Source organism: Pseudomonas sp. GW821-FHT09C09 (genome assembly GCF_059418105.1).
Window position 1 is genome coordinate 677,752 of the sequence record NZ_JBWKPF010000001.1, and the last position, 13,513, is coordinate 691,264.

The following is a 13,513-nucleotide window of genomic DNA, read 5'->3' on the forward strand; positions in this document are numbered from 1 at the left end:
CCACGTCATCAGGAGTAACGACCATGAACGTTGTGACAAAAATCAGCGAACACATCAAACAAAAAGGCCTGCGTGCCACGCTGGCCAAGGTGTGGAAACACTACGTATTTTCCCATCAGGAACTGCTGTGGATGGAGCGCGACCTCGTCAGCCCGGTGCCGCCCCACAGCCTCAAACCGTATCCGCCGCTGCGGGTGGTGAAGATCACCCCGGACAACGCCAGCGCCTTCGCCCGCTATTTCGGTGACCGCGTCGGCACCATGGCGGAGCTGGCCAACGAAGGTCACACCGGGCACATGCACCTCGACGATCACGGCGATGCAGTGGCCTTCATCTGGGGCAGCGCCCGGGACTATTTCGACCGTCACTATTACGGCTGCATGTTCCCGGTGAAACCCGGTGAGTTCTTCGAGTTCGGCGGTGAGCTGACCCGTTCCTATTGGGGCACCGAACTGTCGGTGGACCTGCAACTGGAACTGTGGAAAGCCATGGCCGCCCAGGGCTGCGACAAGGTCGTGGATGTCTGCGAATTCCACAACATCCCGGCGCTCAAGCTGCACCTGCGCATGGGCTACACCGAGCAGGGACGGATCATGAACGTGTACACCCTGTTCGCCCGCTGGCGCTTCTACCGCGAAACCCGCTACAGCGGCTCGCGTCTGGATGCGTTGCGCAAACCGTCCCGTCCCTCCGTCACAGCAACGGCGACCTGAGCCTATGGCGCGATTCGAATGGCGCACCTCGTTGTGCGCCCCTGACTTCCCGGCAGCGGCTTATGAAGCGCTGCGCCTGCGGGTGACGGATCACACGCCGTTCAACAGCCTCGGCTGGTTGATCGCGGCAGAGCAGACACTCGACACGAACGAGCATCTGCACATTCTGCTGGGCTGGGAAGCGGACGAATTGCGCCTGTGCCTGCCGCTGGTGGCCGGCCGTGAACGCTTTGGCGGGATACCGTTTGCCGTGGTGCATCACCTCGGTTATCCGCTGGCGGATCGTCTCGCGCTGCTGTCTGTGTTGACGGCCGAGGACATGCGCCAGGCGCTGCTGTTGATTCGCCAGCACATGCCCCACGCCTTGCTGCAACTCAACGAACTGTCGGAGCCTGCGGGCGAGGAAAGTGTCCTCACGCAATGGATGGCCCGCAGCTCCAACGCCGAACGACGCCTGAGCTGTCGGGTGCCGGTGCACCTGATCAGCGACGCCGATCATCAGGAAGTCTCCGGCGATCCGCGCTACAAGCTGCGCCGCGCGCGCAAACGGATTGCCGCCTGTGGCGCGGTGGTGCGGCGAATCACGCCCGATGCCCTGACCATGGGCCCGCTGTTGCAAGCCATCCGCGAAGTCGAAGCGGTCAGCTGGAAAGGCGACGAAGGCGTCGGCATCTTCGCCACCGAACGCAGCCGACGCTGCATCGAAAACGCTTTCACTGCCCTCGCCGCCCAGGGTCTGGTGCGCGTCGTCACGCTGGAGCTGGACGGCCGCTGCATCAGCTACCGGCTCGGTCTGCTCGAACAGGGTCGGCTTTACGATTACAACCTCGCCTTCCTGCCGCAATACGCCGACCTGGGCAGCGGTCGGGTGTTGCTGGAGGAATGGATACGCTGGGGGCTGGATGACCATTGGAGCTGGATCGATGCCTCGCGGGTCAGCCTGGAAAACTCCAGCCATCAATTGCACGAACGCATGACCGGACAACTGGAGCACTGGCGCTGGAGCTTCTACTCCTGGCGGCCGAGCGGTGTTTTGCTGGGGCTGGGATTACGGCTCTGGCAGCGACTCAAGCCGAAGCTGCAACAGTGGCGGGCCAGACAGGCAACCACCAAACCCGCAGCTCTTGTGAAACCGGCAACCCACCCCACCACGGAGGGCGAACATGCCTCGCCAAGTCATAGTCAACGCTGACGATTTCGGCCTGAGCCCGAACGAAAACGCGGTGATCTTCAGTGCGTTCCAGGCCGGGGTCATCAGTTCCGCCACGGCCATGGCCAACATGCCGGCCTTCGAAGCCGCCTGTGCGATGGCTCGTCATCACATGCTGGAAGGTCGGGTCGGCCTGCACTTCAACCTGACGTATGGCCGGCCATTGAGCCAGAGGATTCTCGCCCGTCCCACCTTCTGCGACAGCCACGGGGTTTTCGATCTGAGCCTTGCGCGGCACAGTCTGTGGCTGGGTCGTGAAGATCGTGAAGCGGTGCAGGAAGAATTGCAGGCGCAGTGGCAACGTTGTGTCGATCACGGCGTGCGCCCGAGCCATATCGATTCACATCAGCACGTGCACAACATCTGGCCGATCGGCGAGATCGTCGCGCGCTTCGCCGCACACCAGGGTGTACCGGTGCGACTGGCGCGCAACCTGGGACAGAACCTCAGCCTGCCGAAGCGCCTGTTCAAGGGTTTGCTCAACCGTCGTCTGCAAGGGTTGGCCGGTGCGACGGCGGACTATGTGTGCACCCCGGTGGACCTGCGCAACGAGCCTGCGCCGACCGACGGTGTGCTGGAAATCGTCGCCCACCCGAATCAGCTCGGGGCCGATTTCGGTGATGCTTATCTACAACCCGGAGAGTCCCTGAGTCGCGTGCTAGAGCGCCGGCTGCCGGGGGTTCCACGGGTTTCCTACGCCGACTTGAACAAGGATTTTCTACGCGGTGCCGCGGCACTCGACTGAGTTACACAACTGGCAACACTTTCGAAGATGGCACTTTGAAATGTACTTGCCAGCTTGATCTATACCCACAAAAGCCAACTACAAAAACACCCGGGCTTCGGCCACGGAGGGCATCATGAGCGTCATCGAAAAGCTGCGCGAACGCATCAAGCAAAAAGGCCTGGGCCGCACGTTTTCCACCTTGTGGAAACGCTACGTGTTCTTCCACTGGGAACTGCTGTGGATGGAGCGCGACCTGATCAGCCCGGTGCCGCCACACAAGCTGCGCCCTTACGAAGGCCTGCGCAAAGTCGACATCACGCCACAGAATGCCGGCGCGTTCGGCAAACATTTCGGTGACCGTGTGCAGACCATGGCCGAACTCGCCAGCGAAGGCCACACCGGGCACATGTACCTGGACGCCGACGGCCACGCCGTGGCCTTCATCTGGGGCAGCATCCGGGATTATCACGACCGTCACTATTACGGCTGCAACTTCCCGGTCCAGCCCGGCGAGTTCTTCGAATTCGGCGGCGAAATGACCCGCGCCTATTTTGGCAGCAGCCTGTCGGTGGACGTACAAGTCACCCTCTGGCAAGCCATGGCCGCCCAGGGTTGCCACAAGGTGGTGGACGTCTGCGAAACCCACAACATCCCGGCGCTGAAGCTGCACATCCGTATGGGCTATCACGAACAGGGCCGCGTCACCCACGTCTATGGATTGTTTGGAAAGTGGCGGTTCTTCCGCGAGACGCGTTATGAGGGTTCGAGACTGGAACCGTTGCGCAAACCGGGGCGGCCGGTGGTGACGGCGGCTGCGCAGGCCTGAAATGAAGAAGGCGGCCATTCGGCCGCCTTCGTGACGCTCAATTCGGACTTCAGTTTTTCACCCCCACCCACGTAAAACACATCGGCATCTGCGCCTCGCGGTTCAGGTACTGGTCATACGCCTCTTCCCGGTTCGAATGCGGGTATTCCTTGAAGTGCGCGATGTTCAGCCCGGCGTCGAGGGCGGCGGTGAAGATGGCGCCGAGGTTGTGCACGAACCAGTACGACGGCGCGACCTGTTGCTCGACCTTGCCGACGTAGACGATCGGTTCCTGCTGCACGAACGGCTCCTGGCGAAAGTACGAGGTCGCGAGGCGAAACGGATCTTCGGCGTCGGGATCGACCATTTCCAGGAACGGGTGGGTCTCGTAGATCACCAGTTTCCCGCCCGGTTTCAGGGTCGAGGCGACATGGCGGAAGAATTCGCCGATGTCAGGCATCCAGTTGAGGACGCCGATGGTGATCAGCGCCACGTCGAAGCGACCACGCAGTGATTCGGGAAGGTGGTGAATATCGGCTTCGATGAATTCGGCCGTGTGCGGCGAACGGCTGTTCAGCACACGGGCCTGTTCAAGAAATGCCGCCGACTGATCGACCCCGACGACACTGCGCGCCCCCAGCGCGAACAGCGAGAGGCTCTCGCGGCCGTTGTTGCAGCACAGTTGCACGACGTCTTTTCCGTCGACGCCAACCTGCTCCAGCAACCCGCGCAGGGTTTCGTCGAGGCAGGAGAAACCGGTCTGGGTGACCTCGCTCAGCAAGGCCTTCCACTCGGGCGATTCCTGATGGTGACGGGCCGAATCGTTCCACGCCTGACGATTGCTTTCGATGGCGTTCTTGTTGTTTGGCACTTCCATGGCGCACTCCGCACGATGCTCTTGATTGAGCGGCCCGAGTCTAGTTGAGCGCGATGATCCAGGTTGTTGCGAACTTGTAAGCCAACGGGCGGCTATAGTTAATAGCCTTGGGGAAAACCGCTTCCACAGGTGCCGCCATGCAAACGCTCAACCGGCTGCTGTTATCCGTCTGTCTGCTCGCCGCCACCCAGGCGCAAGCCCTCGACAGCAACTTCAATTACTACGGGGCCGACCAGCCCTTTGCCCACCCTGCTCCGCCGGCGCTGAATGCACAACCACCGCGAGCGTTCGATGACACGCCGCCTCAGGATTTTATCGTCATCCCGGATCACCACGTGTTCCATGACTCACAGCTGCCGACCGTGGCCGATGCGACGGTGCGGGTGTTTATCCGCACCTACGATGCCGAGCGCGGCATCTACGTCAATGACGAGGTGCTGGACCCGACGTGCCTGCTGGAGTGCCTGAGCCCGCCGAACCCACGAACCAGTGCGGTTTACCACTGACGCTTGTCCGGGCGCGCCAGACCGAGTTTCTCGATGCGATAGCGCAGCATGTCGCGGCTCAGGCCCAGCAAGCGGGCGGACTTGGTGACGTTCCAGTCGGTCTTGTCGAGCATCTTGCGCACCATGTCGCGCTCGACTTCCGGCAGGTTCATCGACTCGGTGTTGCTCGCCGGACGCGGCTCGAAGTGCGGCACCTCGTGATGTTGATGCAGCGACGGTTCGTCCACCAGGCTCATGCACACGTTCAACTGGTGCGCGGCGATGGTGTCGCTCGGTGCCAGCAGCACGGTCTGCTCAAGCATGTTGCGCAGTTCGCGCACGTTGCCCGGCCAGGTGTAATTGAGCAGCAACTCTTCGGCTTGCTGGCTGAAATGCAGGTTCGGCTTGCCGTAGCGCTTGCCGTGGCTGGCGAGAAAATGCCGGGCCAGCAGCAGCGCGTCGTCGCCCCGGGCATACAGGCGCGGCACCTTGATCGAGATGATCCGCAGGCGGAAGAACAGGTCGCGGCGGAACTTGCCCTGCTGGACCATTTGTTCGAGGTTGCAGTTGGTGGCGCTGATCACCCGCAGATTGACCTTGCGCTCCTTCACCGAGCCGACCCGGCGAATGGTGCGGTCTTCCAGCAGCTTGAGCAGTTTGGCCTGCAGCACCAGATCCATCTCGCCGATTTCATCGAGGAACAGCGTGCCGCCGTCCGCCGCTTCCACCAGCCCGACGCGGCGGTCCTTGGCATCGGTGAACGCACCTTTCTCATGACCGAACAGCTCCGATTCCACCAGGTTGGCGGGGATCGAAGCGCAGTTGAATTCAATGAACGGGCCTTTGCTGCGTACGCCATCGAAATGCAGCGCACGGGCCACCAGCTCCTTGCCGGTGCCGGTCTCGCCTTCCACCAGCACCGGCGGCAGGTCACCACCGGTCATGCGCCGTTCGGCTTCGAGCAACTGGCCGATGGTGTTCTTCAGATGCAGCATCGGCTCTGACTCGCCGATCAGCGCCTGCACCCCGGACTTTTGCGCCTCGCGCTCCTGATAGAACGACAGCGTGCGCTCCATGCGTTCGGTGGCCAGGGCCTTGTCCAGCAACAGTTTGAGTTCCGGCAGCGCGACCGGTTTGGTGACGTAATGAAAGGCGCCCTCCTTCATCGCGACCACCGCGTCTTCGACGTTGCCGTAACCGGTCATCATGATCACTTTCAGATCCGGCGCGCTGATGCGCAGCTTCTGGATCAGGTCGTGACCGCTCATGCCCGGCAGCGAGTTGTCGGTCAGCACGATGTCCGGCATGAAGCTTTCCAGTTGCCCCAGCGCGTCTTCAGCCGAGTGGCAAACCGTCACCTCGAAGTCTTTGCGCTCCAGGTAGGTCTGAATATTGTCGGCCAACAGTTCGTCATCCTCGACCAGCAGAATGCTGTGTTCCATATTCCCCTCCCGATGCCACTTTAAAGTTGAGACTGACGCGGGTTCCTTCCTGCTCGCGGCTGGTCAGCACGACCGAACCCTGAAAACGCTCCATGATTCTTTTGACCAGTGCCAGGCCAACCCCGAGGCCGCCCTGCTTGGTGGTGAAAAAGGGTTTGAACACCAATTGTTGTTGCTGCGCGTTCATGCCTTTGCCGGTGTCACCCACCGTCATGCAGACCTGGCCGGCGTGGGGGGCATCAATCTCGACACTCAGCACGCCGCCCTTCGGCATGGCTTCCAGTGCGTTGGCAAACAGGCTATTGAGAATCTGCGTCAGCAGCACCTTGTGGCTGACCACCGGCGGGCAGTCCTGCAGGTTGAATCGCACCTCGACACCGTTGCGCCGTATCAGCGCCTCGAACGCTCCGAGGGAATCTTCCACGGCGGCGCGCAGTTCCAGCGCCTCGCCGTCGTCACTCATCGGCCGCAGTGAAACCAGCAACTCCCGGACCCAGCGCGACATGCGGTCCACCTGACTGATGATGTCGCCGATGTTGCGCTGGGCGCTCTGGCTGGCCACTTCCTGAGCCAGTTCGGCACTGGAGCGAATGGTTGCCAGCGGATTGCGCAGGCTGTGGGCCACCGCCGAGGACATCTCGCCCAGGGCGACAAAGGTTTCGTTGCTGATCAGTTGCTGTTGCTGGCTGTGCAGCAGGGTCGAGGCTCGCCGCACGATCCAGAACAGGCCCAGGTAAATCGCCGCCCCGCCGAGAATCGTCGCCGCCCAGATCGAGGCAAACCCGCGGTCGATACGATCTACCAGATCCGCCGGCTCCTTGTAGATCTCGACCATGGCGATGACTTTGCTTTTATCGGCGTTGAACATCGGGATGTAGTTCTCGATGAACAGGTATTTGGGTTCACGGGAGAGTTTCTGCTCGGGTTTCTCGTCGTCGATCTTGTGATAGCTGGAAGACACCGGCACTTTCATTTCGAACGATTCGTCCAGTTCGTCATCGTCCTCGAACTTGACGCCAATGAGTTCCGGGTTGGTCGACCAGATCACCGAGCGATCCAGGGCATAGACCGTCGCCAGCAGCACATCCGGCAGGTGTTCGACGTGATCGAGAAACTCGGCCCGGGCCGCGCCGTGGGCCATCGGATCGACATCGGGAAAGTTTTCGTCCTGACGCGGGTCGAGCATTTCACCCATGGTGCGCAGCGGCGTGATGCCGGCATGGCGCATTTCCGCATCGCCGATGGCCTGGACGAATTGCGCAGTGAGCAGCGCATCGCGCTCGACGCTTTCAGTGACCACGAAGCGCGTGGAGATATAACCCAGCCCCAGCGCCACGGCGGCAATGATGAAAAAACTGGCCAGCGAGAACCAGCGCAGCAGATTGAACTGCGCGCCCCAACCCTTGATGGCGGCCGCCGCGACGTTTGGCGCCGGTGTTTGTTGTTCTTCCAGTCGTTGCATGGGGGTGCCCTGGCGTTTTTTTTGTATCGAACCGGTTACAGCCACCTCACGAGTGAGTGTAGGTGGCTATCACCGCAATACAGGACTCAAAGTCGCTATTTGGTCGCTAGCGCATACGGCTCACCGTTTCGCTGCTCGCGGCCGCACGGGTTGGCGTCAACACCCCGTCAGCCAAGGGCTGCGCGGTCGGGTGCTGGCGCTCGGTTTCATCGCGCAGAAAGTCGATGATCGACTGCGCCGACTGTTCGTCGAGGCGCAGGTTGGGCATCGGGATCCGCTCGTATCGTTCGAACAGTTGCAGTGCGATCGGGTCTTTTTCTGCCAGTACCCGATCCGGCTCACGGATCCAGCGGTTGAGCCAGGCCGGGTCACGCTGGCGGGTCACGCCGATCAGGTCCGGGCCGATGTTGCGCATGCCGATGCCTTCACCGTCCTGCGGGCCGAGGCTGTGGCAGGAGGCGCAACGGGTGCGGAACAGTTCTTCACCGTTGCTCGGCGGGCGAATTTCCGGCGCATTGGCGTAGCTTTCTTCGATACTCGGCTGCTTCCAGTTCTGCAGGGTGTTGGCCAGTTGATCGGCGAGGATCCACGGGTTCTCGAACGGCGAGGCCTTCATCCAGCGCCCGGTGCTCTGGTTACCGACGATCAGGCTCAGGTTGTGATCCTTGGTGCGGCCGTTGTCGACGCCCTCGATGAACAGCCCGAGTTTCTTGCGCAGGTCGGTGACGTCTTCGAATTCGCCGGTGAGGAATTTCCAGCCGGGGCCGACCTTGAAGCGTTGTGAATAGGCCTTGAGGACCTCGGGTGTGTCGCTCAGCGGATCGATGCTGATCGAGTAGAAAAAGATGTCCTGGCCGACCCGGTCCCCCAGCAGTTTCTGCACCTGGCGCAGGCGTGCGGTTTCCAGTGGGCAGGAGTCGCTGCAGGAGGTGAAGATGAAGTTGATCACCACCACCTTGTCCTTGATCAGGTCATCGAAAAAGCGCACCTGCTTGCCGTCCTGATCGGTCAGCAGGGTGTTGGGGAAATACTCGCCACCCCACGGGGTGGCGGATTCGCTGGCGCCTTCGGGCAGCGCTTGATGGGCGATGAGCACCTGACTGCCCAGCAGGCAGGTGACCAGCACCAGGATCAAGTGCATGCCCAGGGCGCGGGAGCGCGGCGTTGGTCGGGTCATGTCGGCTCCCTCCCTGCTCATTTCTTCACGGTCACTTGCGGGCCGAAGCCATCGCCAGTGCGGAAGGTCGGCAGCGCGGCGGAGTTGACGTAGCGCACGCCATCCCAGCTCGGCAGCGGTGTCGGCATCAACTGCAGTTGCCCGGGTTTCTCGAGGTCCCAACGCAGCAGCATCGAGTTGTCCTCATGCTGGGTGTTGTGACAGTGCTCCATGTAGGTCCCGGCAAACTCGCGGAAGTTGATCGCCATTTCCACGCTGTCCAGCCCGTCGGCTTCGGAGCCGATGCGATAGACATCCTTGCGTGCCCATTTTTCCCATTCAGGCGGGGCCTTGCCGCCACGGCTGAGGATGATCCCTTCCTCGAAGTGCACGTGCACCGGATGGCTCCAGCCCTTGCCGCCAAGTTTGATGTTCCACACTTCCAGGGTGCCGAACCCGGCGGTGCCGGCATCGGTCGGGCCGCTGGCCAGTTTGGTTGACGCGTTCAACCGGCGCGGGTCCATGTGGAAGCCGAAGCCGCCATCGGTCTTGACCGTCCACGGTGCTTCATCGGTGCCGTCGCTGCGGCCGAATGTGAAAGTCCGGTGACGGGCGTTGGCCAACAGCGCCTTGTCGGCGGCGTTGTCGCGGTGGATCTTCAACGGGATCATCACCATGCCTTCAGCCTTGCCCGGTTTGGCCGGTTCGTAGGCTGCCGGGTCCATGGCCAGGTCCTGGCCGGTAAAAGGCTTGACGTTGAGCTGCAAGACCTTGCCCACCGCCGGATCGCCCTTGTCCCATTGCGGGCCTTTGCTGGTCTGCTTGATCACCGCCAAGTACTTCTCGGAGAGCACGTCGGACAACGAGATCGTCTCTTTCGGGCCTTTGCCGTCGTCCTGGGCCTGGAGGTTGACGAAGAACAGCTTGTCGCCGGGCTTGATGCCGTTTTTCGAGAAGTTGACGATGATGTCGAACCGCTCGGCGATGCCCTGGGTCGGCAGGATCGCGTTGTGGTTCTGTTTGTCACCGTCGGCATCCAGATCCATCGAGCCGTCGAACGGCACGCTGTGCTCCATGATGTTGCCGTCGTTGGCAATCATGTGGAACGGCACGCGGCTGTAGGAAACGCCGGAGTTCTTCGGCCCCTGGAATTCACCGCCGGTGCCTTTGATTTCCCGCACCAGAGCGAGTTTGAAGTAGCGCGAGACCGAACCGTTGAGGATGCGGAACCGATAACTGCGGGCGCGCACGTCGAGGGTCGGTTTCCACTGCCAGTTGACCAGCACCTGATCGCCGATGAAGCCGTCGGTGTTGAACGGGTTGAACCACAACTGGCCTTCCTGATCCCAGGCCTTGTCGGCGAACACCAGGTTGACGTCATAGTCGCGGTTACCCCACGGCAAGGCGCTGCCGCTGGGGAAACGCAGGTTGACCCCGTCGTTCACCGATTCGTTGCCGCGATCCAGGGCGCTGTAGTAGTTCATCATCGCCGCGTTGCCCTTGTAGACGTTCTGCGCGGTGAAATCGAGCATGTGGTCGTGGAACCAGTGGGTGCTCATGGTTTCGCGCCAGTCGCCACGGATCTTGATGGTGCCGTGGTCGCAGGTCTTCTTCGCAGGCTGCAGGTCGTTGACCCACAGGGTTTCCCCCGGCGCGCACGGGAACGCTGCGCGCGGATCTTCAGCCTTGGTGTTGATGCTGTCGTAACCGGCGAGCTGGATCGGCCAGCGATAGTCGTAGTACTGGCCGGGGAAGAAAAACGCGTTGGCATAGCCGTCGCTTTCCGCCGGTGCGTGGCCGTTGTGTTCGTGGGTGGTGATGGTGTGCAGACCGAAACCACGGTTGGCCGACGGATCGATCGGCAGGCCGTTGTAGTGACGCATCATCACCGGTTGGCCGTAGCGCACCATCAGCAGTTTCGGCGGCAGCGTGCCGTCGAAGGTCCACACCGAGTTGTGGTTCTGCACCGGCATCGCCGGGTGGAAACGTGCATCGACACCCTTGGCGGTGCCATCCGTCGCCGGCACGCCGGCGACGTTGTGGTACAGACCGCCGGGGCCGAATTCGCCGACGGCATAACCGTGCATCTGCCGGCTGTCACGCAGGCCGCCGTTCACACGCGCACCGGTCTGCACGGTCTTGTAGGCGACTTGCGGGTAAAACTCGTTCCAGCGCTGGTGCGCCCAGCCTTTTCCCGGCGGCCGGCCTTCGGCGGACGAACCGATGTGGCGGTTGAGGAACAGCTCGATCTGCGACTGCCACGGGTTGCGGTCGACGACGTTGGAGAACTGACTCGGGAACGGTGTCAGGCCCGGTTGGCGCAGGAACGCATCCAGCGCGGTGCCGGGTGGTGCGCTGCGGGCGACACTGCTCGGGTCCTGGGCCGGAGCCGGACCGATGGCCGCAGGCGGAAAACCCAGCGGCGCAGCCGGAGTGGTCGGGTCGAGTTTTTCCGGGCCGAACTCTTCGAACAGGACGATTTGCTGGGTGAACGGCTGAGCGCCAAACAGCGGGCTCGGCTTGCCGTTGGTGGGGTAGTTGAAACTGGTCTGCACGGTGGGTGGCAGGATGTTTTCCGAACGCGTGGTGTTGCGCGTGCCTTTCACCCCGTCGGGCAGATCGAAGGAATCTTCGTTGGCCTCGGGCATGGTCAGGATGGCGTTGAGGGCCGCCGGTTCATCCGCCGGCTCGTCGTAATACGCGGACGGGTCGGAGGCTTCCGGCTGGTTTTCGTCGTCGATCGGGCTCGCTCGGACCCCGGCCATATTGCCCAGAGCCAACATCAGAAAGACGCTCAACGGCGTCAGCAGAAACAGCTTTTTGGGGTCACGCGTTGTTCTGTCCATCACCAGCCGCCTCATCTAAGGAAGGGGTGATGGTGTTTTGCAATTAGCTCGCCAAAGTATTAATCCCCGTTGAAACAAGCTGTTACAGGCGCTATTGGATTCCCCACTCCCCGGTGACCGGGGCCTGACACCCGCTCCTGGGGAAAAGTTCACCCCATTTACTGGATGAGCTGAAACGCCAGACGAACGGTGGTGCCCTCGCCTTCGCGGCTGTCCAGGGTCACCCCGCCGCCGAAACGTTCCATGATCCGTTTGACCAGCACCAGCCCTACGCCGAGGCCGCCCTGCTTGGTGGTGAAAAACGGCCGGAACGCCATGCTGCGCTGTTCTTCGTTCATGCCTTTGCCGGTGTCACTGAGCATGACGCTGACGCCGCCGTTGTTTGTGGGTTCGAGGGTAATGGTCAACGTGCCGCCCTTGTCCATGGCCTCCAGTGCGTTGGCCAGCAGGCTGTTGAGGATCTGCGTGAGCTGCACCGGCTGGCTCAGCACCATCGGCGTCTGCTGCGGGTGAAACACCACGTGCACCGCGTTTTTGGCGATCTGTTGTTCGAACGCCACCAGACTTTCGTGCAACGCCGCCACCAGGTTCACTGGCTCCGGTTCGTCGTTGAGCGGTCGCAGCGACTGCAGCAGTTCGCGCACCCACTTCGACATGCGATCGACCTGACCGATGATGTCCTTGATGTTCTTCTGCGCCGGCCCCGCGTCGAATTCCAGGGCCAGCTCGGCGCTGGAACGGATGGTCGCCAGCGGGTTGCGCAGGCTGTGCGCCACCGCCGAGGACATCTCGCCCAGTGCGACAAAGGTTTCATTGGCAATCAGTTGCTTCTGCTGCACCGCCAGCAGGATCGCCGCCCGCCTCACGATCCAGTACAGCCCCAGATAAATCAGCCCGCCGCCCAGCGCGGTAGCCAGCCAGATCAGCGTCAGACCGCGCTCCATGCGGGCGATCAGGTCCTTGGGTTCCTTGTAGATCTCGACCATCGCGGTGACGTTCTTGCCGTCGGCGTCGAACAGCGGAATGTAGTTCTCGATGAAGATGTAATCCGGCGGCACCACGAATTTCTGCTCTTCACGGCCCTTGTCGACGTTGTGATAACTGGCCGACACCGGAATTTTCTCGTTGAACGCGCGATCGAGGTCTTCGTCGGCATGGATACGGGTGTTGACCAGTGCGGGGTTGGTCGACCAGATCACCAGTCGATCCGGTGCGTAAACGTTGGCGAGGATCACGTCCGGCAGATGCTCGATGTGATCGAGAAATTCGCCCCGGGCGCTGGCCCGGGCCGCCGGGTCGACGTCGGGAAAGTCCCGGTCCTGGCGCGGGTCCAGCAAGTCGCCCATGGTGCGGATATTGGGAATCGAAACGTGGCGAACCTCAGCCGAAGCGATGGCCTGAATGAACTGCGCCGTCAGCAAGGCATCACGCTGCACACTTTCTTCGATCACGAAACGCGTCGACACCGTGCCAAGCGCCACGGCTACCGTACCGATCACCGCCATGCTGATCAACGAAAACCAGCGCAGCAGATTGAACGGCTGCTTGCGCGAGCCCAGCCGCAGGCTGCTCTCCTCGACCGGTAGCGATTTTGACTGCATGTTCATGGCGGCGACTTCCCGATACGTCCCTATAGGGTTATAGCCCACGGTTGGGTGATTGCCCGGATGCGGGGGGTGAACGGCCCCACGATCACAAATCCGCAAATCCGCAAATCCGCAAATCCGCTTTGCCGATGGATCCCCACAATCCCCAATGCTGGGGACTGTCGCCCGATGGCAGCGCTGCAA

At 61.9% G+C, this 13,513-nt stretch carries 11 protein-coding genes; 5 read left to right on the forward strand and 6 right to left on the reverse strand.

Annotated elements, in window-relative coordinates; all coding sequences use genetic code 11:
• Positions 1–23 precede the first annotated feature (23 nt).
• From AC07NR_RS03305 to AC07NR_RS03320, 4 genes are all read left to right on the forward strand, one after another.
• A complete protein-coding gene (locus AC07NR_RS03305; RefSeq protein ID WP_085712100.1) occupies positions 24–713 on the forward strand; it encodes a GNAT family N-acetyltransferase in 690 nt (229 codons plus the stop codon).
• A gap of 4 nt (positions 714–717) precedes the next feature.
• Positions 718–1,905, forward strand: coding sequence for a GNAT family N-acetyltransferase (locus AC07NR_RS03310; RefSeq protein ID WP_495077792.1), 1,188 nt, complete (start codon positions 718–720; stop codon positions 1,903–1,905).
• The gene (locus AC07NR_RS03315) at positions 1,877–2,668 is read left to right on the forward strand and encodes a ChbG/HpnK family deacetylase (RefSeq protein WP_495077793.1); all 792 of its coding nucleotides are present in this window, start codon (positions 1,877–1,879) and stop codon (positions 2,666–2,668) included. Before AC07NR_RS03310 ends, AC07NR_RS03315 begins: the two co-directional genes overlap by 29 nt.
• 115 nt (positions 2,669–2,783) lie before the next feature.
• Positions 2,784–3,476: a GNAT family N-acetyltransferase gene (locus AC07NR_RS03320; RefSeq protein WP_305835344.1), complete on the forward strand. Its 693-nt coding sequence runs from the start codon at positions 2,784–2,786 to the stop codon at positions 3,474–3,476.
• Positions 3,477–3,525: 49 nt separating this feature from the next.
• Here the strand turns inward: AC07NR_RS03320 and AC07NR_RS03325 are convergent, their stop codons facing one another.
• Positions 3,526–4,332 (reverse strand): class I SAM-dependent methyltransferase, encoded by an 807-nt coding sequence (locus AC07NR_RS03325; protein WP_495077794.1) that lies wholly within the window; start codon positions 4,330–4,332, stop codon positions 3,526–3,528.
• Positions 4,333–4,469: 137 nt separating this feature from the next.
• Between AC07NR_RS03325 and AC07NR_RS03330 the strand changes: the two genes are divergently transcribed.
• Positions 4,470–4,838 (forward strand): hypothetical protein, encoded by a 369-nt coding sequence (locus AC07NR_RS03330; RefSeq protein WP_495077795.1) that lies wholly within the window; start codon positions 4,470–4,472, stop codon positions 4,836–4,838.
• On the opposite strand, the gene AC07NR_RS03335 is transcribed toward AC07NR_RS03330, so the two are convergent.
• From AC07NR_RS03335 to AC07NR_RS03355, 5 genes are all read right to left on the reverse strand, one after another.
• Positions 4,829–6,259, reverse strand: coding sequence for a sigma-54-dependent transcriptional regulator (locus AC07NR_RS03335; protein ID WP_119429847.1), 1,431 nt, complete (start codon positions 6,257–6,259; stop codon positions 4,829–4,831). The genes AC07NR_RS03330 and AC07NR_RS03335 overlap by 10 nt on opposite strands.
• On the reverse strand, positions 6,228–7,721 hold the full coding sequence (locus AC07NR_RS03340) for a sensor histidine kinase (protein WP_495077796.1): 1,494 nt from the start codon (positions 7,719–7,721) through the stop codon (positions 6,228–6,230). The genes AC07NR_RS03335 and AC07NR_RS03340 overlap by 32 nt, the downstream gene beginning before the upstream one ends.
• Before the next feature lie 106 nt (positions 7,722–7,827).
• On the reverse strand, positions 7,828–8,898 hold the full coding sequence (locus AC07NR_RS03345; RefSeq protein WP_495077797.1) for an SCO family protein: 1,071 nt from the start codon (positions 8,896–8,898) through the stop codon (positions 7,828–7,830).
• 17 nt (positions 8,899–8,915) lie between these two features.
• Complete coding sequence (locus tag AC07NR_RS03350) at positions 8,916–11,723, reverse strand: multicopper oxidase domain-containing protein (RefSeq protein ID WP_495077798.1); 2,808 nt, start codon at positions 11,721–11,723, stop codon at positions 8,916–8,918.
• A 158-nt stretch (positions 11,724–11,881) separates the two neighbouring features.
• The gene (locus tag AC07NR_RS03355) at positions 11,882–13,330 is read right to left on the reverse strand and encodes a sensor histidine kinase (protein WP_423205306.1); all 1,449 of its coding nucleotides are present in this window, start codon (positions 13,328–13,330) and stop codon (positions 11,882–11,884) included.
• Between the last annotated feature and the right edge of the window lie 183 nt (positions 13,331–13,513).